This is a genomic window from Streptomyces sp. MNU89 (genome assembly GCF_020982505.1).
GTDB lineage: Bacteria > Actinomycetota > Actinomycetes > Streptomycetales > Streptomycetaceae > Streptomyces > Streptomyces xinghaiensis.
The window spans coordinates 5,355,253-5,375,410 of record NZ_JAJKLL010000001.1; the positions used below are offsets into that span (position 1 = coordinate 5,355,253).

General features: G+C 74.7%; 16 protein-coding genes and 2 tRNA genes. 9 read left to right on the forward strand and 9 right to left on the reverse strand.

Features of this window, described 5'->3' with window-relative positions; translation table 11 throughout:
• Positions 1–11: 11 nt before the first annotated feature.
• Entirely contained in the window at positions 12–920 is a 909-nt protein-coding gene (locus E4N63_RS22820) for a hypothetical protein (RefSeq protein WP_230241583.1), read from the reverse strand.
• A gap of 852 nt (positions 921–1,772) precedes the next feature.
• Between E4N63_RS22820 and E4N63_RS22825 the strand changes: the two genes are divergently transcribed.
• The 3 genes from E4N63_RS22825 (at position 1,773) to E4N63_RS22830 (ending at position 4,244) form a co-directional block, all read left to right on the forward strand.
• Entirely contained in the window at positions 1,773–2,609 is an 837-nt protein-coding gene (locus E4N63_RS22825) for an RNA polymerase sigma factor (RefSeq protein WP_374112816.1), read from the forward strand.
• 133 nt (positions 2,610–2,742) lie between these two features.
• On the forward strand, positions 2,743–3,501 hold the full coding sequence (locus E4N63_RS31585; protein WP_374112817.1) for an FG-GAP repeat domain-containing protein: 759 nt from the start codon (positions 2,743–2,745) through the stop codon (positions 3,499–3,501).
• Between the two features lie 155 nt (positions 3,502–3,656).
• Complete coding sequence (locus tag E4N63_RS22830) at positions 3,657–4,244, forward strand: hypothetical protein (protein WP_374112885.1); 588 nt, start codon at positions 3,657–3,659, stop codon at positions 4,242–4,244.
• Positions 4,245–4,305: 61 nt separating this feature from the next.
• Here the strand turns inward: E4N63_RS22830 and E4N63_RS22835 are convergent, their stop codons facing one another.
• The 7 genes from E4N63_RS22835 to E4N63_RS30735 all read right to left on the reverse strand — a co-directional run bounded on the left by E4N63_RS22835 (position 4,306) and on the right by E4N63_RS30735 (position 15,288).
• Entirely contained in the window at positions 4,306–6,240 is a 1,935-nt protein-coding gene (locus tag E4N63_RS22835) for an ABC transporter ATP-binding protein (RefSeq protein ID WP_230241585.1), read from the reverse strand.
• 60 nt (positions 6,241–6,300) lie between these two features.
• The gene (locus E4N63_RS22840; RefSeq protein ID WP_230241586.1) at positions 6,301–8,064 is read right to left on the reverse strand and encodes an ABC transporter ATP-binding protein; all 1,764 of its coding nucleotides are present in this window, start codon (positions 8,062–8,064) and stop codon (positions 6,301–6,303) included.
• Between the two features lie 353 nt (positions 8,065–8,417).
• Positions 8,418–11,957 carry a CHAT domain-containing protein gene (locus E4N63_RS31240; protein WP_230242606.1) on the reverse strand — a complete coding sequence of 1,180 codons (3,540 nt, stop codon included), beginning with the start codon at positions 11,955–11,957 and terminating at the stop codon, positions 8,418–8,420.
• A 10-nt stretch (positions 11,958–11,967) separates the two neighbouring features.
• Positions 11,968–12,879, reverse strand: a complete 912-nt coding sequence (locus E4N63_RS30730) for a DUF6338 family protein (protein ID WP_308188733.1) — start codon at positions 12,877–12,879, stop codon at positions 11,968–11,970.
• 12 nt (positions 12,880–12,891) lie between these two features.
• Positions 12,892–13,056, reverse strand: a complete 165-nt coding sequence (locus E4N63_RS22855) for a hypothetical protein (protein ID WP_230241587.1) — start codon at positions 13,054–13,056, stop codon at positions 12,892–12,894.
• 264 nt (positions 13,057–13,320) lie between these two features.
• Positions 13,321–14,790, reverse strand: coding sequence for an FGGY family carbohydrate kinase (locus tag E4N63_RS22860; RefSeq protein WP_230241588.1), 1,470 nt, complete (start codon positions 14,788–14,790; stop codon positions 13,321–13,323).
• A gap of 192 nt (positions 14,791–14,982) precedes the next feature.
• Positions 14,983–15,288, reverse strand: a complete 306-nt coding sequence (locus tag E4N63_RS30735; RefSeq protein WP_019709154.1) for a hypothetical protein — start codon at positions 15,286–15,288, stop codon at positions 14,983–14,985.
• A gap of 159 nt (positions 15,289–15,447) precedes the next feature.
• On the opposite strand from E4N63_RS30735, the gene E4N63_RS22870 reads away from it, so the two are divergent.
• Positions 15,448–15,520, forward strand: a tRNA-Asn gene (locus tag E4N63_RS22870).
• A 186-nt stretch (positions 15,521–15,706) separates the two neighbouring features.
• Positions 15,707–15,780: transfer RNA gene (locus E4N63_RS22875), tRNA-Ile, on the forward strand.
• A gap of 206 nt (positions 15,781–15,986) precedes the next feature.
• Here E4N63_RS22875 and E4N63_RS22880 read toward each other — a convergent pair.
• On the reverse strand, positions 15,987–16,211 hold the full coding sequence (locus E4N63_RS22880) for a type II toxin-antitoxin system Phd/YefM family antitoxin (RefSeq protein ID WP_230241589.1): 225 nt from the start codon (positions 16,209–16,211) through the stop codon (positions 15,987–15,989).
• A 47-nt stretch (positions 16,212–16,258) separates the two neighbouring features.
• Between E4N63_RS22880 and E4N63_RS22885 the strand changes: the two genes are divergently transcribed.
• From E4N63_RS22885 to E4N63_RS22900, 4 genes are all read left to right on the forward strand, one after another.
• On the forward strand, positions 16,259–16,492 hold the full coding sequence (locus tag E4N63_RS22885) for a type II toxin-antitoxin system VapB family antitoxin (protein WP_230241590.1): 234 nt from the start codon (positions 16,259–16,261) through the stop codon (positions 16,490–16,492).
• Between the two features lie 122 nt (positions 16,493–16,614).
• Positions 16,615–17,895 carry a VWA domain-containing protein gene (locus E4N63_RS22890; RefSeq protein WP_230241591.1) on the forward strand — a complete coding sequence of 427 codons (1,281 nt, stop codon included), beginning with the start codon at positions 16,615–16,617 and terminating at the stop codon, positions 17,893–17,895.
• The gene (locus E4N63_RS22895; protein WP_125623649.1) at positions 17,895–18,764 is read left to right on the forward strand and encodes a hypothetical protein; all 870 of its coding nucleotides are present in this window, start codon (positions 17,895–17,897) and stop codon (positions 18,762–18,764) included. Before E4N63_RS22890 ends, E4N63_RS22895 begins: the two co-directional genes overlap by 1 nt.
• Positions 18,765–19,138: 374 nt before the next feature.
• Entirely contained in the window at positions 19,139–19,867 is a 729-nt protein-coding gene (locus E4N63_RS22900) for an endonuclease (RefSeq protein ID WP_374112818.1), read from the forward strand.
• Positions 19,868–20,158: the final 291 nt, after the last annotated feature.

Consider the following 20,158-nt stretch of genomic DNA (forward strand, 5'->3'; position numbering starts at 1 on the left):
CGGGGCGCGCCCTACTCCGCCTTCCCGCCCTTGCGCGCGGCCTTGTCGGTCATGTCGGCCGTGTCGGCGGCGGGCGGCGGTTCGACGTCCACCTCCGTGCCGAAGCCGCCGAGCTTGAGCGTCGTGGCGACGGTGACCCGCTCGGGACTCGCGCTCCGCCCCTCGCCCGGCGCGGAGGCGTCGACGTCGAGTTCCATCTTCTGCTGGCGGAGCCGCCCCTCGTCGTCCAGCCAGATGTGCAGCGGCAGGGTGTCGCCGACCGTGTCCCGCAGTGCCTCGCCCATCAGTTCGTTGTTCCGCACCAGCGACCGCACGTCCACGTCCACCTCGTAGTGCGTGGTCGCCGTGGAGCCGAGGGTCTCCTCGCCGATCCTCTCGACGTCCTTCTCGGTGATGCCCTTGGCGTAGGCGAGGGCGGCGGCCGGGTCGGCGATCTGGGCGCCGGTGCCCGCCTGCGCGCCCAGCTTCCGGAGGTCGTAGCTCATCCAGGTCTTGCCGTCGGGGAGTTGCTGCCGCTGCCCGGCGGGCGGCTTCTGGTAGACGACGCCGTCCACGGTGCGCTGCTCGATCCGGGCGCCCGGGGCCTTCAGGACCATCTCGCTGGTACCGCTCTTGAGGTCGATGACGCCGGAGCCGCGCATGACGGCGTCCTCCTCCCCGGTCTCGACCTCGGTGACCAGGGTGATCTCGGCCGTCCGGGCCTCCGCCGTCCTCTGGTAGGCGGCGGCGACCGTGCCGCCCTCGGCGCCGTCCCCGTCACCGCCGCCTTTCCTGTCTCCGTCCTCGTCCGTCCGGGCCGGTCCGGGCGAGGCGTCGGGGCTCGCCGCCCCGTCCTCGGGGCCGCAGCCCGCCAGCAGCCCGGTGACCAGCAGTCCGCCGGCCGCGACCGCCGTGATCCGAACGCGCTTGTCCGTACGCATCGCAGAGCCTCCCTGTGGATGTCCGGAAGACGCCCTCGCGGATCCGGCCGCGGCGCGTGCGCCGGTGGCGCGGCAGAGGGCGATCTGATGCCCTTTCGGCAGCGCGGCTACCCGGAGGATCACCCCTCCATGCGGGACGGGGGAGGGCGTCCGGACGTTCGGTTGCCAAGAGGGAGCGGAGGGTGACGGCTTCGTCCAGAAAGTGGGCGCAGGACCCTCGTACGGGGCATGTGCCGTGCCTCACACTGGTGTGCGGTGCCTGATTCCTCGGAGCGCGGCGGGTCCGGTCGACCGGTTCCCGGCCCCCGCGGATCCGCTCCTGGCGTACGGGACGGCCGGCGGCTGGGCCGCGGCCGTTCCGCCGTCGCACGCCGCCCCGACCCGGCAGCGATCCTCCTGGAGGCCGCCCCGTGCAGACCCATACCCTCAGCGGCACGGCGGCGGCCGTGTCCCCGCTGACCGTCCCGCCGCACCATCCCGGGGCGGCGGACGGCACGCCGCCCGGCGACTCCGCCGGTCCCGCCGACCCGGCCGAGGACACCGAACCGCCGCCGGACGGGGACGGGCCCGAGGACGTGTTCCCGGACGGCCCGCCGGGGGACGCCGGGCCGGAGAGCCCTCCCGGGCCCGGGACTCCCACCGACCCCGAGCACATCCCGGCCGGCGACCCCGCCGTCGCGGACGCCGAGCCGGACACCGTCCCGGAGGCCGAGCCGGACGCCGAGCCCCGCCCGCGCCCGCCCGCGCGGGGACGGCACCGCCCGCTCCGATCCCTCCGGCCCCTCCTCCGACCTCTTCCGCCAGTACCTGCGCGAGATCGGCCGCATCCCGCTCCTCTCGGCCGCCGAGGAGGTGGAGCTCGCGACCCGCGTGGAGGCCGGCCTCTTCGCCGAGGACAAGCTGAGCCGCTTCCCCGACCTCGACTCCCGGCTGGCCGGCGAGCTGGACCAGCTCGTGGTGCTCGGCCGGATGGCCAAACGCCGGCTGATCGAGGCAAATCTGCGGCTCGTCGTCTCCGTCGCCAAGCGCTATGTCGGCCGCGGGCTGACCATGCTCGACCTCGTCCAGGAGGGCAACCTCGGCCTCATCCGCGCCGTCGAGAAGTTCGACTACGCCCGCGGGTACAAGTTCTCCACCTACGCCACCTGGTGGATACGGCAGGCCATGTCCCGGGCCCTCGCCGACCAGGCACGCACCATCCGGGTCCCCGTCCATGTCGTCGAACTGATCAACCGCGTCATCCGGGTGCAGCGCCGCATCCTGCAGGAGCGCGGTCACGAGCCGGCGGCCGAGGAGGTCGCCGCCCATCTCGGCCTCACCCCGGAGCGGGTGGACGAGGTGCTCCGCCTCGCCCAGGAGCCGGTCTCCCTGCACGCGCCGGTCGGCGAGGAGGACGACGTGGCCTTCGGCGACCTCATCGAGGACGGCGACGCCACGTCCCCCGTCGAGTCCGCCGCCTTCCTGCTGCTCCGCGAACATCTCGACCATGTGCTCTCCACCCTCGGCGAACGGGAGCGCAGGGTCGTCCAGTTGCGCTACGGACTGGTCGACGGCCGGCCGCGCACGCTGGAGGAGATCGGGCAGATCTTCGGGGTGACCCGGGAGCGCATCCGGCAGATCGAGTCCAAGACCCTCGGCAGACTCCGCGAGCACAGCTACGCCGACCAGCTCCGCGGCTACCTCGACTGAGCCCCGCCGCCCACGGCCCCGCCGCCCGCCGCCCGTTTCCCCTCGGATCCCGGGCCGGCTGCCGGCGGCCACGACTCCGCAACAACCGGTCCCCGCGCTTGGACGGCCGGCGGCGGTGGTGTGGGGTGAGGGCATGAGACGCCGCAAAGCCCCCGCCTCCGTCCGCGCCTCGGCGGTCTGTGCCCTCCTGGCACTCCTCGCTGCCTGCGGCGGGGCGGCCGAGTCCGCGCGCCCGTCCGGGAGTTCCTCCGGCGGCGCCCCGGAGGACGGGGATCCGGTGGCCACCCCGACCGCATCCCGGCCGCCCGCCGAGGGCAAGGGCTCCGAGGATCCCGACGACATCAACGGCGACGGCCACCGCGACCTGCTCATCCCGGTGGGCGGCGGCACCGGGCCCGGCGAGCGGCCACCGCGCCGCGTGGCCGTCGTCTTCGGATCGGCCGAGGGCCCGGACCCCGTCACGCGGACCGTCCACGACCGCGCGAGCCTGGTGCCGCCGCCGCGGGACCGGGACGGGGAACCCCCGGGCGACATCACCCCGGCCGAGATCACCACCGCCGACCTGGACGGCGACGGCTACCCCGACTTCGTCACCCGCTACACCGACGGCCCCACCCGGCGCCCCGCCCTCGCGGTGAGCTGGGGCGGGCCGATGGGCCGGCCGGACCGCGCGACGGCACCCCGCCGACGCGCGTCCGCCCGGGAGGGAACGGGGACGCCGCGGGTCTGGACGGGGCGGTGCGCGGCGATTTCGACGGCGACGGCCACCACGACCTCGCGGCGCTGCGGCCGGACGGCACGGCCGTGGTCCTGCTCCACGGCCCCTTCTCCCGCTCCGGCGTCCCGGCGCGCACCGACACCCGTCCGGGCACGGACGACGCGAGCCGGCTGATCGCGGACGACATCGACCCCACGGGCGAGCCCCGCGCCACCGGCCTGCTGGTGCACCGGGGCGGTGACGGCGAGCAGGTCGGCGGCCTCTACTACGCGGCCCGCCGGGGCAGCGGCCCGGCCGCCTCGGGCAGGGAGCTGCGCAAGGGCAACGCCGTGGCCTTCGGCGACTTCGACGGGGACGGCCTCCGCGATCTGGCCGTCGGCGACGACGGCAGCCGCAACGACGAGCCCGGCTACCGCACCGAGGCTCCGGAGGTGCACGCCTCCCTCGCGGTCCATCCCGGCACGGGCGGCTCCCCGCGCACGGTGAAGCTCCCGGAGACCCGGAAACCGTACGGGCCGGGCGGCTACGGCGCGGCCGACCCGGACGGCGACGGCCGGGACGCGCTGCTGGTCGCCACCGACGACGGGGCCCTGCTGATCGACCTGCTCGACGGCGACGGCGACCGGCGCACGGAGGTGCTGCGCCTCGGCCCCGCCCGCGTGCCCGGCGAGCCGGGCAGGAGCGGCAAGGCGGGAAAGAGCCGCACGGTGCCCGCCGGGCAACGGGAGGCCCGCCCGTACGGTGCCGCCGACTTCGACGGCGACGGCCGGGACGAACTCGTCCTGAACTGGGCGGCCGGCCCTCTCTTCGGCCTCTACGGCGAGAACCCCACGCACTGGTGGATCACCCGGGGGACCGGCCCCGGGAACATGACGGCCTTCACGACCACGCCGTTCCCGGACGACGCCGGCGGCTGAGGAACCCGGGGCGGGGACCAATACGCGCCGCTCCCATCCCGACGTCGGTCCACCGCCCCCGTCAGTCCACCTCCGCGACCGCCTCCGCGAACTGTGCCGCGTACAGCCGCGCGTAGGCGCCGCCCGCGGCCAGCAGGCTCTCGTGCGTGCCCTGTTCGACGATCGCGCCGGACTCCATGACGAGGATGACGTCGGCGTCGCGGATCGTGGAGAGCCGGTGCGCGATGACGAAGCTCGTGCGTCCCGCGCTGAGCCCGGCCATGGCGTGCTGGATCAGCACCTCCGTGCGGGTGTCGACGGAGCTCGTCGCCTCGTCCAGCACCAGGATCACCGGATCGGACAGGAACGCCCGTGCGATGGTCAGGAGTTGCTTCTCGCCCGCGCTGACGCCGGTGCCGTCGTCGTCGATCACGGTGTCGTAGCCGTCGGGCAGGGTGCGGACGAAGCGGTCCGCGTGCGCGGCCCGTGCCGCCTCCTCGACCCGCTCCCGGCTCACCGCCCCCGGGTCCGCCGCCCCGTACGCGATGTTCTCCGCGATGGTGCCGCCGAACAGCCAGGTGTCCTGGAGGACCATGCCGATCCGGGAGCGCAGCTCCTCGCGCGGCAGGGCGGCGATGTCCGTGCCGTCCAGGGTGATCCGCCCGCCCGTCACCTCGTAGAACCGCATCAGCAGATTGACCAGGGTGGTCTTGCCGGCGCCGGTCGGGCCGACGATCGCGACGGTCTGCCCGGGCTCGACGGTCACCGACAGGTCCTCGATGAGCGGCTTCTCCGGCCGGTAGCGGAACGCGACGTGCTCCAGGGCGACCCGGCCGCCGCGCGCCGCGGACCGCCCGGGCCCCGCCGGGGACGGGAGCGGGGACGGCGACGGCCCGTCCGGCTCCTGCTCCTCCTCGTCCAGCAGCCCGAAGACGCGTTCGGCCGAGGCGACCCCCGACTGCAGCAGGTTGGCCATGCTCGCCACCTGCGTCAGCGGCTGGCTGAACTGCCGCGAGTACTGGATGAACGCCTGCACGTCCCCGATGGACAGCGCGCCCGAGGCCACCCGCAGCCCGCCGGCCACCGCCACCAGCACATAGCTGAGATTGCCGATGAACATCATCGCCGGCTGCATGATCCCGCTGATGAACTGGGCACGGAAACCGGAGCGGTACAGCGCCTCGTTCTGCTCGCGGAACGCCTCCGCCGACTCCCGCTGCCGCCCGAAGACCTTCACCAGGGCGTGCCCGGTGTACATCTCCTCGATGTGCGCGTTGAGCTGCCCGGTGGTCTTCCACTGCGCCACGAACTGCGGCTGTGCCCGCTTGCCCACGGCCGCCGCGACCGCGACCGACACCGGCACGGTGACCAGCGCGACCAGGGCCAGCAGCGGCGACACCCAGAACATCATCGCCAGCACCCCGACCACCGTCAGCAGCGCGTTGAGCAGCTGGCTCATGGTCTGCTGGAGGGTCTGCGCGATGTTGTCGATGTCGTTGGTGGCCCGGCTGAGCACCTCGCCGCGCGGCTGCCGGTCGAAGTACGCCAGCGGCAGCCGGGACAGCTTGGACTGCACGTCCTCCCGCATCCGGAAGACGGTGCGGTTGATGGCGAGGGCGGCCAGCCTGCCCTGGACGAGCATGAAGAGGCCGGCGGCGGCGTAGACGGCCAGCGCGGTCAGCAGGACGGCGCCCACCGCGCCGAAGTCGATGCCCTGCCCGGGGGTGAAGTCCATCGCGGAGAGCATGTCGGCGATGTTGCCGTCGCCCGCGCGGCGCGCGTTCTCCACCACCTCCTCCTGGGTGGCGCCCTCCGGCGTCCGCCGGCCGATCACCCCGGCGAACACCAGGTCGGTGGCGCGGCCCAGAATGAGCGGCCCGATCACGGAGAGCGCGATACCGGCCGCGCTCATCGCCAGCATGGCGTGGAGCACCGCCCGTTCGGGGCGCAGCCGGCGCAGCAGCCGCCGTCCCGAGCCCTTGAAGTCCATGGACCGTTCGACGGGGCCGCCCATCATCCGCCCGGCCGGGCCGGGCAGGGTGCCGGGGGCGGCGGGCCGCCGGGGTCTGCTGCGCGGTCACGCCGCGGCCTCCTCTTCGGTGAGCTGGGAGAGCACGATCTCCCGGTAGGTGGCGTTGCCCGCCATCAGTTCGCGGTGGGTGCCGGTGCCGACGACGCGGCCCTCGTCGAGGACGACGATGCGGTCGGCCTCGCGGATGGTGCTCACCCGCTGCGCGACGATCAGCACCGTCGCCTCGGCCGTCTCGCGCGAAAGAGCGGCCCGCAGCGCGGCGTCGGTGGCGTAGTCGAGGGCGGAGAAGGAGTCGTCGAAGAGGTAGATCTCCGGGCGCCGCACCAGGGCGCGGGCGATGGCCAGCCGCTGCCGCTGCCCGCCGGAGACGTTGGAGCCGCCCTGCGCGATCGGCGCCTCCAGACCCGAGCCGGTTCCCCCCTCGGCCGCCTCGGTGCCGAGCCGTTCGACGAACTCCCGGGCCTGGGCGACTTCCAGGGCGTGGCACAGCTCCTCGTCGGTCGCCTCGGGATTGCCGTAGCGGAGATTGGAGGCCACCGTGCCGGAGAAGAGGTACGGCTTCTGCGGCACCAGCCCGACCGTCTCGGCCAGCAGCACGGGGTCCAGCCGCTTCACGTCCACGCCGTCGACCAGGACCTCGCCCTCGGTGGCGTCGATCAGCCGGGGTATGAGGTGCAGCAGCGTGCTCTTGCCGCTGCCGGTGGAGCCGATCACGGCCGTGGTCTCCCCGGGCCGGGCGGTCAGGGTGACGTCCCGCAGCACCGTCTCCTCGGCGCCCGGGTAGCTGAAGCCCGCGCCGCGCAGCTCCAGCGTCCCGTGCCGGCGCAGGACGCGCACCGGATCGGCGGGCGGGACGACGCCCGGTTCGGTGGTCAGCACCTCCTGGATCCGCTCGGCGCAGACCTCGGCGCGCGGCACCATCATGAACATGAAGGTGGCCATCATCACCGACATGAGGATCTGCATCAGATAGGAGAGGAAGGCGGTCAGCGCGCCGATCTGCATGCCGCCGCTGTCGATCCGGTGGGCGCCGAACCAGAGCACGGCCACCCCGGCGACGTTCACCACCGTCATCACCAGCGGGAACATGAAGGCGAGCAGCCGGCCGGTGCTCAGCGAGACGTCGGTCAGCTCGGCGTTGGCCCGTTCGAAGCGCAGCCGCTCGTAGTCGTCCTTGACGAAGGCGCGGATGACGCGGATGCCGGTGATCTGCTCCCGCAGCACCCGGTTGACGGTGTCCAGCCGCTCCTGCACCAGGCGGAAGAGCGGGCGCAGCAGCCGCACGACCACGGCCACCGCGATCCCCAGCACCGGCACCACGGCCACCAGCAGGCCGGACAGCGGCACGTCCTGGCCGAGGGCCATCACGATGCCCCCGACGCCCATGATGGGCGCGGCGACCATCAGCGTGAACGACATCAGCACCAGCATCTGCACCTGCTGGACGTCGTTGGTGGTCCGGGTGATCAGCGAGGGCGCCCCGAAGTGGCCGACCTCGCGCGCGGAGAAGCTCTGCACCCGGTCGAACACGGCGGCCCGGACGTCCCGGCCGACGGCCATGGCTGTCCGGGCGGCGAAGTACACCGCGCCGATGGTGCACACGGCCTGGACCAGGGTGACCGCGACCATGACACCGCCGGTGCGCAGGATGTGCCCGGTGTCGCCCTTCACCACGCCGTTGTCGATGATGTCCGCGTTGAGCGCGGGCAGATAGAGGGCCGCGAGCGTCTGCGTGAACTGGAGCAGGACGATCAGCAGCACGGGTCGCCGGTACGGGGCGAGGCGGGAGCGCATCAGTCGGAACAGCACGGGAATCTCTCATCGGCGCGGGCGGTGGGCGGTGGGCGGAGGCAGTGGGACGGAGGCGGCGGGGCGGGACGGTCACGGGGCGCGGGGACCGGACGGGCGGACGGGGGCCTGGGGCGGGGGCGGAGGCCGGGCCCGGGTCGGGGCAGCCGGGGGCGCCGGTCGAAAGCGCGTCGCAATCCTCCGTCATCCGGCCTCCGAACGCTCTCGAATTCCGGCAAAGCCGGGCTGCTTACGCGCACGGCGTACAGAGGCAACCATCCGGCGGCCCGGAACCGTCTTCCTCAATGAGCCGGCCCCCCACAGACCGGGGCCCTGTGAGGCGGCGAGCGCCGCGAGCACGGCGGGCCCCGGAGCTACTGGCCCGAGTAGATGAACCCGGCCCAGTAATAGGGCGCCCGGGCCGTCCCGTCCTCCCTGGTCATCAGCGCCTCCTGCGCGGCGCGGAGCGCGGCGGCGGGGGAGAGGCCCCCGGTCAGCGCGGCGTAGAAGTGCCCCATCAGCCTGCCGGTCCACTCCTCGTCAACGCTCCACAGCGTGGAGATCACGCCCCGCCAGCCCAGCTGCAGGAAGGCGGCGGGGAAGCCCGTGCACTCGTCGGGCAGCCCGGTACCCGGCAGCGCCGTCTCGCAGGCCGACAGCACCGCCAGCTCGCCCCGGGCCGCGCCCGGTTCGTCGAGGAGCTCCCCCACGGTCAGATCCTCGTCGGCCAGCACGAGGGCGCTCTCCCGGGGCTCGAACATGTTGACGTAGCCGTGGCTGGAGACATGGGCCACCCGGGCCGTGCGCAGGGCCGAGCGCACCGCCGCGTGCCGCGCCTCCGCCCCTGCGAGCGTGCGGCACCGGGGGAAGGCGCCGAGAACGGCCGCGCGTTCGGACTCCCCGGCCCGGAGGGCGTCCGGCGTACCGGCGGAGGGGTCGTCGACGAACACGACCCCCGCGCCGTCGCGCTCCGTACCGTCGTCCAGCGGCCGGAACAGGGTCGCGGCGGTCGGTACGTACCGGAGGAGCAGCCGCCGCGCGGCTGGCGTACGGCCACCGGACGGCGCGGGCACCACCGCCGCGTGCAGGGGGACCAGGGACCACAGACCGCCGGGCACCACGATCACCTCCGCCGCGTCGCCCACCAGCTCGGCCAGCGGCCCGACGAGCGCTTTTCCGGCCCATCCGCAGAGCGCGTTGAGCTGCCGGCGCCACCGGCGGTGCGACTCCTCGGCGGGCTCGTCGCGGCGGTCCCGGTAGGCCGCCACATAGGGCTCCAGCGCGGCCAGCAGCTCGGCGGAACGGAGCTCCGGCAGGATCCGGGCGGTATACCGCCCCGCGCGGAGGGCGATCAGCGCGGTGCCGAAGCCGGTGGTCTGCACATGGACGAGTGCGCTGCCCTCGGGAAGCGGGGGCGGCGGCGCGGTGCCCCCGGCCCCCGGATCCGGCGGCGGCATACCGGCGGCCGTGCCGACCTCGCGCAGCAGTCCGGCGAGCCGGGCCCGGTCCCGGCGGTGCTCCTCCGCGCCGCGCAGCCCGGCGAACGGGTCGTCTCCGGCCTCCGCGAGGCCGGCGAGCCGCGCCCGCACCTCCCGCAGCTCGTCCGCGGCCCCGGCCGCACCGGCCGCGCGGGCCCGCCGGTCGACACTCTCGTGCGTCAGCAGCGCGGAGCGCAGCCGCAGGGCCCGGCCGCGCTCCAGCACGGCGGCCGCCTCGGCGGGCCGGTCCAGACGGGTCAGCGCGTACCCGGCCAGCCCGTACGCGGCCGTCACCTGGCGGAGCCGGCTCTCCAGGTCGGCGTCGGTCCGCTGCTCCGCCAGCAGCCGGCCGGCGCTCTCCACCGCCTGCCGCGCGGAGGCGGCGGTGGCTTCCCAGGACCCGCGCTCCGCCGACCGGACGGCCAGATCCAGCGCCGCACGGAAGGCGGTGCTCGGGGTGACGGAGTGCCCCAGCCGGATGGCGTCGCGGTAGTACGCGTGACCGCGCCGGCGGGCCCGCACCCGGGCCCGCCGCGTCCCCGCGCCGTCCGAGACGGTGAGCCAGGCCGCCGCCATGTGCGCCATCAGCGACGGAAGGCACATCACCCCGAGCCCGGAGCGCAGCAGCTCCCGGCCGTGCCCGATCAGCTCGCGGGCCGCCGCCTCGTCGCCGTCCCCGACCCGGGAGCCCAGCGCCTCCACCAGCGTGATCCGGGCCGAGCGGCGGATCTTCTCGCGCGGGGAGGACTCCGCCAGGGCCCGCGTGATCTCCTCCACCCGGGACAGGTGCCCGGCGCCGCCCTCCCCGCTGGTGCCGCCGGTTCTGCCGTTCCCGGTGTCTCCCAGGTGGTGCAGGCTGAGGAGGATGTCGGCGCGGTCCGAGAGCATCCGCTCCCGTTCGTCCTCGTCGGTGTTGGGGAAGTCCAGCGCCCCGGTGTTCAGGGACAGCGCCGCTTCCAGGTCGGCCGGGTCGTCGGTGGCCCGGTGCCGTGCCCGCAGCAGGTTGGCCAGGGAGGCCATCGCCAGGGCGCGCTCGGCGTGCCGCTCCGGCAGCAGACCGAGCTGCGTGCGGGCCGCCGTCTCGGCCGCGCGCAGCTCGGCCCGGTCTCCCCCGCGCTGGTACTCGGTCAGATGGCTGCCCGACACGGCACCGAGGAGCGAGGCCCGCTCCGGCGAGCTCTCCGGCAGGGTCTCCGAGGCGGTGAACAGCACCCGCCGTCCCTCCCGCAGGTCCTCCAGGGCCCCGGTGAGGTACGAACGCTCCCGCAGGCTCTCCGCGTACTGGTAGCGGAAGGCCCACTCGTCGCTGGTGCCGGCCCCCGCCCGTACGGCCTCGCCGGCCGCCGCCACGGCCTCGTGGATCAGCTCGGGGTCCTGCTGCTGCCCCCACTGGCGCATCAGCAGAACGGACAGGTCGTGGGAGTGGGAGGCACGGCGCGGACAGTGGCGCGGCAGCCGGTCGAGCTCGGTCCGCAGCACGGTGACGGCCCGCGTGCAGTCCTCCTCGGTCATCGCGGCCTGCACCGCCTCGACGGCGGCGTCTTCCGGTCTTCCGGCGTCCTCCGCTCCGCCCGGCGACCCGGTGGATTCTGCCGTCCCGTCCGCCGGCTCCGCCTCCGTGCGGGCCCTCAGATCCTCCGCGCGGGCCCGCGTTGTCTCGTCCCCCGTGAACCGGTACAGGTCGTGCAGGAGCACCAGATGGTTGCCCAGAACGCGGTGCCGCAGATCCGGGTCGCCGGCCGCCGCGAGCCACGCAGCTTCGTAGTCCTCCGCCGCCGCGCGCAGATCCCCCGGATCGCCCCGCCACGGATACCGGTCTCCGAGCGCGTTGCCCCGCGCCAGGAGGGTGACCGCGCGGTCCTCCCCCTCGGGAGCGATGGCGAGGGCGTCGGTGAGCGTGCCGATGGCGCGGTCGAGCGCGTCGTGGTCCCTGCGCGACCGGAAGAGCCGGATCTCGGTACGGGCCAGGGCGCGCAGCAGGTCCCCGGCCGCGTGCGGGGCGGCCGGAGCGGCGTCGCGGACGGCGGTGAGGACCCGCCGCGCCCGGTCGAGGTCGGCGCCGTCACCGAGCGCGTCGAAACGCTGGACGAGCCATCCGCCGAGGTCCGAGGCGTACACCACCCGGTCACCCGCCGACGCGGCTTCCTCCAGGCGGCGTGTGAGGTCCGCGATGGCGAAGTGCCCCACCGGATTGAAGGCCTCGGTCTCGCGGGCCGCCTCGCCGGCACTGACGGCGAGGACCCGGCCGAGGACGTGGTGGTGCTCGAAGTGCCGCTGGCGCTCGGCCAGTCCGGGGTCGGCCAGCCACCGGTCCAGCAGCGTGACCGCCGCCTCCAGCACGGGGATGCCGTCGGAGGCGGCCAGGCGGCAGGTGGCGGGCCAGTCCGGTGCGGCGTACACCCGGTCGAGGAAGGCCCCAGCCTCGCCGGGCGTCACCCCTGCCCCGTCACGGTCCCGCCTCCGCGGTCGCGGCGGGCGGCTCACCGGCCCGGGGCGGAGCGGCGGGGCGCGGCGGGACGGCGGGGCGCGGTGGGACGGCGGGGAGCCGGCACGGCCGGCGGTGCGGCGGACGGCCGGGGCGGTGCGGCGGGAGGCGGGGTGGCGCCGCGGGAGGCGGCGGTAACGCCCGTGGGGGAGGCCCGGACGGCCCGGCGGTGGGCGGCCGGACCGGCGGAGAACCGGCCGCCGCCGAGAGGGACACGGCCACCGGCCGGTAGGCGACCTGCAGATACGCCGACTGATCGAGCCGTACGACCACCCGGTCCCAGTCGTCCAGCGGAATCACCGCGCCCCCCTTGGGCTTGACCGTCAGTCTGGGCTTCCACAGCACCAGCACGGCGTCCGCCGGATCGGCCGAGGCGGCCGGCCAGTGCCGGACGTAGCCCGACACCCGGGTGCCGTCCTGCAGCCGGACGGACACATAGGGGACCCGGTCCTCCGGCAGGTCCTTGTCGAACACCAGCCGCCAGGGGTGCACCGGGTGGTAGCGCGAGCGGGACGGCCGGTCCCCCAACCGCCCCGCCGCCCAGGCCAGCACGCACGCCAGCGCCACATGGAGGAGCACCGTCCGGGCGATGACGGGGAGATGCCGGGCGGGGTAGCCGTCCGGTCCGGCCGGACGGGCGAGCCACGCACCCGCGTCCGGCAGCAGCCCCTGCCGGGCACTGCCCAGCAGGGCGAGCAGGCACAGCGAGACCGTGGTGAAGAAGGCACCGGCCACCAGGATTCTGGAGGCCTCGCGGAACGCGGTTTCCGGGTAGGACCGGCCGCCCCGCTCCCGGGCGAACTCGTGGACCATCCCGGGAATCACCAGCAGGACGAACACCACGACCGCCACCGAGGCGGTGAAGACCGTCACGGGGATCCGCCGCTACTCGCCGCTGTCGGGGACGTCCGGGGTGCCGGTGTCATCGATCTCGCCCGAGGTGTCCGCCGGGCCCTTCTCGCGAATGCCGCCGTCGAGGTCGTCCCCGTCGCCGTAGAAGTCGTCCTCGCTGTCGCCGGGCCGATCCCCGGCCGGAGTCCCGGATGCCACGCTCGTCCTCCCGCCCGCCCGACCACGCGCCAGCCGCGCGCGGTCCACCAGAGGCCCGGAACATACCCACCCCGCCCAACCCCGGACAACCCGATCACCGCGGCCGGGCCCCGGTGCGGCGAGCGGTGAGCGACAGGCGGTCAGCGGCACCGGGCGGCGGAAGACGCACCCTCAGCGCGCAGTGCGTGCGACTCCCCGGCGAGCGGCCGGCCGCCCCTGTCCGCCACGGCAGCCCCACCCCGGCCCGCCGCTCCCGGACGGGCATCAGTACGCGGGCCCGGACGGGCCGAACGCTCCCGGATAGGTCTGCTCCCGCACCGCCGCGTACTGCTGCCGCACGGCCTGGCCGACCGCGAGGTCGTCGCCCGGGTCGAGCACCTCCGCCGCGGCGCCCTGCCACTGCGGCGGCTCCTGCGGCGACAGCGTGCCCTGCGCCACCCCGAGCGCCCAGGCCGCCTGCCGGGCCGCGCCCAGCGCCGCGTAGTCCGCCGGCTGCGGTATGACGATCCGGGCCCCCAGCAGCGCCGGGGCCATGGCCTGGACGGCGGGCAGCGCGGCGGCGGAGCCGAGCAGGAACACCCGCCGTACCTGGACGCCCCGCCCGCGCAGCACGTCCAGCGCGTCGGAGATCCCGCAGAGCATCCCCTCGAACGCGGCGCGCGCCAGATGCTCCGGCTTCATGCTCTCCCGGCGCAGCCCGGACAACGTGCCGGCGGTGTGCGGAAGATACGGTGTGCGCTCGCCCTCCAGATACGGCAGCAGCACCAGTCCGTGCGAGCCGGGCGTCGACTTCAGCGCCAGCAGGGAGAGTCGCTCGGGGTCGGTGCCCAGCAGCTCGGCGGTGCCGCGCAGGACGCGGGCGGCGTTCGAGACGTGCACCACCGGGAGATGCATCCCCGTCGCGTCGGCGAAGGAGGTGATCGTCCCCGTGGGGTCCACCAGCGCCTCGTGGTGGACGGCGAAGATCGACCCGGAGGCCCCCAGGGACACCACCGCGTCCCCGAGGCCGACGCCCAGCCCGAACGACGCCGCCATCGTCTCGCCCGTCCCGGGGGAGATCAGCAGCCCTTCGGGGGTGTAGCCGGCGGCTTCGGCCGGGCCCAGGACGTCCGGCAGTTCGACCTGCCGTCTGAGCGCCAGTTCCACCAGGTCCGGCCGGTAGGCGCCGGTGGCGGCCGACCAGTAGCCGGTGCCGGAGGCGCCGCCCCGGTCGGTCGTCTTGCGCGGCGGCCGCCCCATCAGCTGCCAGACCAGCCAGTCGTGCGGCTGGAGAATGGTGGCCGTCCGGGCCGCGGACTCCGGTTCGTTCCGCGCCAGCCAGCGCAGCTTCGCCACGGGCTGCGCCGCCTCCGGTACGGAGCCGACGGCCTCCGCCCACGCGGCGCGGCCGCCGAGCGCGTCCACCAGATCGGCGGCCGCGGCCTGGGCGCGCCTGTCGTTGCCGAGCAGAGCCGGCCGGACGAGCTCGCCGGCGGCGTCCAGTGTCAGAAGGGTGTGCTGCTGGGCGGAGACCCCGATGGCCTGGACGCCTTCGAGCACACCGCCCGCCGCCGCCTCGCCCAGCGACACCAGCCAGGACTGGGGATCGATCTCGGTCCGCTTCCCGCCGGCCCCGGCGTATCCGTCACCGGGATGCGGCGCGTACCCCTGTCTGATGACGGCACCGGTGCCGCTGTCGCAGACGACGATCCGTGTGTAGTCGGACGAACTGTCCAATCCGGCAACGATCCCCATGGCTCCAGATGATGCCCTACCGCTGTGACCACCACCTGTCGGCGCCACCCGGCCCGCCGCCCCCGGCCCGGCACGCACCCGCGCGGCGCCGGCGGGGGAGGGGCGGGCAAGAAGAGCGGACCAGAAGAAAGGCCGCCACCGCGCGAGGCGGAGGAGTCCGCCCCGCGCGGCAGCGGCCGCCCCGGTGAGGGGTCAGGTGCCCCAGCCGTCCTCCACCGCCGAAGCCGCCGTCCCGCCCCGCTGCTCCCGGAGCGAGCGCACCCGCTCCGAGACCGGGCCCGGCAGGCGGTCGCCGAACTTGCTGTCGACCGTCACGGCCGCCTTGGAGGCGGCCTGGCGGCCGCTCTGGGCGGCGGACTCGGCCGCGTTGCGGACTGCCGGGTTCTGCGCCGCCTGCCGCGCCATCCTGCGCAGCTGTTCGTAGCGCTCCCTACCGGCCCGGGAGCCGAGGACGTAACCGACGGCCAGTCCGGTCATGAACGTGAGCCGGTACCGCATGGCTTCCACCTTCCTTCGATGCGTACTGGGCTCCTGCCCCGGCCGCCGGGAGCTGATGCGAATACGGATTTCGGAGCACGCCCTGCCATGCGCTAATGTATTGCTCGCGGCGAGGGAACGCCCCCGGGAGAACCGTCCGGGCGGGACCGAGCAGAGCAGTCCCCTGTAGCTCAATTGGCAGAGCAGCCGGCTGTTAACCGGCAGGTTACTGGTTCGAGTCCAGTCGGGGGAGCACTGTACGAGCACAGCAGGAGGGCCCCGGTTCGGGGCCCTTTTTCTTGTGCCGTACGCGGGTGGAACCGCCGCGCGGCGTAGATCGTCCTCACAGGCAGCCCAGCACAGCCCGTACGGGCGGCAGATCGTATGAGCGGCTATGCTGCGGCAGACGGCGCGCACACATGTGCGCGACGCGCCGTGAGGGGCGGTAGCTCAGCCGGTTAGAGCAGCGGACTCATAATCCGTCGGTCGTGGGTTCGAGTCCCACCCGCCCCACTCGGCGAACCAGCGAGAACACTCCCGCCCGGTTCCCGGCCTCGGGAGGGACCCTCCGAATCCCCTCCGGCCCCCTTCCGGACGAGGTGGAGTGGGTGCCTCGGAACTGTGGGACGGTCTGATCCGGACCTGGGTGCGGTGTGTCCACTCCTCGTCGTTCGAGGGTGGCTGCTCCACCACGAACGTGCCCTTGCCGCGCACGGTGATCACGAGTCCGCGTTCCCTCGGTTCCCGTTACCGCACGGGCGGCCGTCATCCTCGCTACGCCAGAACGCGGCGAGATCCAGCTCGCCAGGAATCCGCATCCCGGGCCGCAGCTCTCCTTTGGAGATGGGGGTGCCGTTCTTCGTGACGGTGACGGTCTCACCCCGGGCCGCGGCGGCGAGGATCTGGGAGCACTTCCGGTTGAACTCGCGAGCAGTGCTCTCCATGCAGTACATGTTTGCGCATCGTGGACTCGGGGCGAGGAGTGGCTGGCATGTCCGTTACCCGGATCGATCTTGATGACGAGGTGCTGGCCGAGGCCATGCGACTCATGGGCGCCCCGACGAAGAAGGAGACCGCCAAAGGGGCGCTGCGGGACCATGTGGCGCGCATCAAGAGGCTTGAGGCTGCCGAGAAGCCGGCCGCGCGGGGTGAGCGGGGCGAGTTCGCGGCTGTGGCCGCGGCGTATGCCGCCGCGAAGCGCGCCCGTCGGGCAGCCTTCGAGTGATCACGTACCTCCTCGGCACGTCCGCTGCTCGACGACAGAGTGCCCGGAGGGTGCGTGGTGCACAACCGGCTTCCGGCGCACCCGAGTTGGGGGTGAAGATCGTCGCCCCATAGGATCCGGCGATGATCAGAAGAAGATGGCCGGCGGCCGTGGTGTGCGGGGTGCTCGCCGCCCTGGCCGCCGGGCTCGTCCCGGCCGGTGCGGCGGCGGACGAACCGGCGGAGAAAGAAGCCCCCAAGGTCGAGCTGGTGCTCGATGTCAGCGGCTCCATGCGCGAACGCGACATCGACGGCCGGTCCCGCATGGCGGCGGCGAAACAGGCGTTCGGCGAGGTGCTGGACGCGGTCCCGGACGAGGTGCGGCTCGGCATACGCACCCTCGGCGCCAACTACCCCGGCGACGACCGGCGCACCGGCTGCAAGGACACCGAGCTGCTCTACCCCGTCGGTCCCCTCGACCGCACCGAGGCGAAGACCGCGGTGGCCACGCTGGCGCCCACCGGCTGGACGCCGATCGGCCCCGCGCTGCTGAAGGCCGCCGACGATCTGGAGGGCGGTGACGCCACCCGCCGGATCGTGCTCATCACCGACGGCGAGGACACCTGCGCCCCGCTCGACCCCTGCGAGGTCGCGCGCGAGCTGGCGGCGAAGGGCATCGGCCTCACCATCGACACCCTCGGCCTGGTCCCCGACGCCAAGACCCGCCGGCAGCTCGTCTGCATCGCCGAGGCCACCGGCGGCACCTACACCTCCGTCCAGCACACCGAGGAGCTGTCCGGCCGGGTGAAACAGCTGGTGGACCGCGCGGCCGCCCCCGTCGTCACCCCCGAGCCCACCGAGGGCGCGGACGAGTGCGCCAAGGCGCCCACGCTCGAACCGGGCCTCTACACCGACCGCGAGGAGTTCGGCGAGCACCGCTGGTACCGGGTGGAGGTCCCGGCCGGCCGCGAGCTGCGCGCCTCGGTGAGCATCGGCGCCGACCGGGCGGTCGACAACGACTACGGCGTGCTGCTGCGGGCCGTGACCGTGCACGGCAGGGAGATCGTCCGGGGCTCGGAAGCGGGCGACGGGCGCACGGACGTCATCTCGGCCGGGCTGCGCTACCCCACGACCATCCCGGAGGACGGGGACGCAGACGGGGACGGCAAGCCGGCGAGTGAGACCGTCTGCCTGCGGGTCAGCAACTCCTTCTCGGCGCCCGCCTCGGTGAAGACCACACCGGGCCTGCCCCTCGAACTGACCGTCGATCTCGTGGACGGTCCCGACGAGGCGGCCGACCCCGCCGCCTTCGGCCTCGGCCGGGGGCCGTGGCTGCTGGGCGTTCTCGCGCTCACCGGCCTGGCCGCCGGGCTGCTGTGGGGACTGGTCGCACGCCGCCGTACCGACCTCGGGAGGAGCAGCTGATGCGGAGGACGAGAGCGCTGCGCGCCCTGGCCGGTGCCGTACTGACCGGGGCCGCCCTCCTCGCCACGGCGGGGACGGCCACGGCCGACGACCCGTCCGCGAGTCCGGGCACCGGCGGTGAGGACGGGGCGCCGACGGCGGCGGGCACCACCTTCCGGCTGGCGACGGCGATCCGGCAGGGCGAGCGGGCCGCGGCCGAGGGATCGGCGGGTGACTACTTCTACTGGGTCTTCCCCGCCGACGCCGGGCAGCGGGTCACCGTGACAGCCACCGTGAAGCTGCCCGAGTCCGCCGACCGCCAGGGTGCGTCCCGCTGGCGGATCGACGTCCACGACGGGCTGCGCCGCCGCCAGGCGTGCGTCCACGGCAGCCAGACCAGGTCGGTGCCGGCGGACGCCGCCTCGGTGCAGCTGGCCTGCACCCTGCGGACCGTGCGGGCGTGGGCGGAGCCTTGGGGCGACGCCCCCCTGCCGGGCAGCTACTACATCCGGCTGACGGTTGTCGATCTGCCGCAGCGGGACCTCGGACTGCCGGTGCGGGCGGAGATCGAGGCCACCTCGGTGGAGGCGGGCGGCGCACATGCCGTGGACGGGAGGCTCTCCACGCCGCTCGTCCCGCTGACCGTCACCGGGCCGGAACGGGAGGACCGGGACTCCGCACAGGAGGAGCAGGAGGAGCAGGAGGAACAGGAGCAGGAGGAGACGGCGCAGGCCGCCGGCGCGCCCGAGGGCGGCTGGTCCTCCGGCTGGTGGACGGACCGCTGGATCTGGACCGCCGCCGGGGGCCTGGTCGCGGCGTTCACCACCGCGGCCGGATACTCCCTGGCCCGTGGTCCCGGCCGTCGGCCGAGCACCCCGCCCCGGGCCTGACGCCCCGGTCCGGCCCGTACGGCGGGGGTGGCGGCGATGCCGCCGGCCGGTGCCGTACGGGCCCGGAGGGCGGGGTGCCCCTCCCTCCGGGAACGCGGGCACCCCGCCGTGCGGGCACCCGTGAGCACTGGGGACAGCCGGCCTCCCGGGTCGCCGGGAGGGCTCCGTCACCGCCTCCGCCGGGCCGCCACTGGAACCGCCTGCGTCGCCCCTGCCCCGGCCGCATCCGCCACCGCGCCGTGAGCACCCGGCGGAGGACGGACGGCCGGGGGCGTGGCCCGCGCGGTCGTGGGCACTCGTGCGGGCAAGCGAGGCAGGCGAGGCGGGGCAGCCTCCGGGCCGCGCTCGGACAAGGAGTGGACGGTGATGCCGGCATGAGCGGTGCGAACGGAAAGGCGGGGGAGAGCGGCAAGGCCGGGCGCGGGCGGCGCGGACGGGAGAAGGCGCTGGTCCGGGCCCTGATGCAGGAGGAGGGGCGGACATACGCGGAGGAGGCCGGGGTCCGGCTGAAGGACACGCCCCAGCCGCTCTACCAGCTGATGGTGCTGTCCCATCTGCTGTCGGCGCGGATCCGCGCCGATGTCGCGGTGGCCGCCGCCCGCGCGCTCTTCGAGGACGGGATGCGCACCCCGCGCCGGATGGCGGAAGCGAGCTGGCAGGAGCGGGTGGACGCGCTCGGCAAGGGCCACTACCGGCGCTATGACGAGCGGACGGCCACCCAGCTCGGCGACGGCGCCGGACTGGTGCTGGAGAAGTACCGCGGGGACCTGCGGCGGATGCGCGAGGAGGCGCGGCGGCGGGCGGACGGCGACGGGGCGGACGAGACGGCGGCCGAGAGGGAACTGCTGCAGGAGGCCCCCGGCATCGGCCCGGCCGGGGCGGACATCTTCCTCCGGGAGGTGCAGGGCGTCTGGCCCGAGGTCCGGCCCCATATCGACGGCAAGGCGCTGGACGGCGCCGCGCGGCTCGGCCTGCCGGACTCGCCCGGTGCCCTCGCGCGCCTCGTCGGCGAGGAGGACCTGCCGAGGCTCGCGGCGGGCCTGGTGCGTGTCGCGCTCGACAAGGGCGCGGCCGAGCGGGTGCGGGAGGCGGCCGGCGTGTGATCCCTGTTACGGGCCCGGGGCGCGGGTGAGCCGGTCACTTCGGCGGTCACTTCGCTTGTGACGTTCCGTGACGGAGACCGGAGCGGCGGCGGGCGGCAGGGTTACGCCGCAGGGCTGCAGAAAGAGGAGTCCTCGCCGTCCTCCGGTGGCAACCGTCCCGGCCGCCGACGAGCACGCGCCCACGCCTCGCAACTCCCGGCGCCCCGGCGAGCAGCACGCCCCGGTGAGCCGCACGGCCCGGCCCGACCGGGCCCCGGAGGGACCGGCCCCGGAGACGAAAACCGGCCCCGG

Coding starts and splice junctions, on each gene's coding strand:
- E4N63_RS22835 (WP_230241585.1), bottom strand. CDS start 6,240: ATGATGGGCGGCCCCGTCGAACGGTCCATGGACTTCAAGGGCTCGGGA.
- E4N63_RS22895 (WP_125623649.1), top strand. CDS start 17,895: ATGCGGAGGACGAGAGCGCTGCGCGCCCTGGCCGGTGCCGTACTGACC.
- E4N63_RS22890 (WP_230241591.1), top strand. CDS start 16,615: ATGATCAGAAGAAGATGGCCGGCGGCCGTGGTGTGCGGGGTGCTCGCC.
- E4N63_RS31585 (WP_374112817.1), top strand. CDS start 2,743: ATGAGACGCCGCAAAGCCCCCGCCTCCGTCCGCGCCTCGGCGGTCTGT.
- E4N63_RS22860 (WP_230241588.1), bottom strand. CDS start 14,790: ATGGGGATCGTTGCCGGATTGGACAGTTCGTCCGACTACACACGGATC.
- E4N63_RS30735 (WP_019709154.1), bottom strand. CDS start 15,288: ATGCGGTACCGGCTCACGTTCATGACCGGACTGGCCGTCGGTTACGTC.
- E4N63_RS22900 (WP_374112818.1), top strand. CDS start 19,139: ATGAGCGGTGCGAACGGAAAGGCGGGGGAGAGCGGCAAGGCCGGGCGC.
- E4N63_RS22820 (WP_230241583.1), bottom strand. CDS start 920: ATGCGTACGGACAAGCGCGTTCGGATCACGGCGGTCGCGGCCGGCGGA.
- E4N63_RS22880 (WP_230241589.1), bottom strand. CDS start 16,211: ATGGAGAGCACTGCTCGCGAGTTCAACCGGAAGTGCTCCCAGATCCTC.
- E4N63_RS22885 (WP_230241590.1), top strand. CDS start 16,259: ATGTCCGTTACCCGGATCGATCTTGATGACGAGGTGCTGGCCGAGGCC.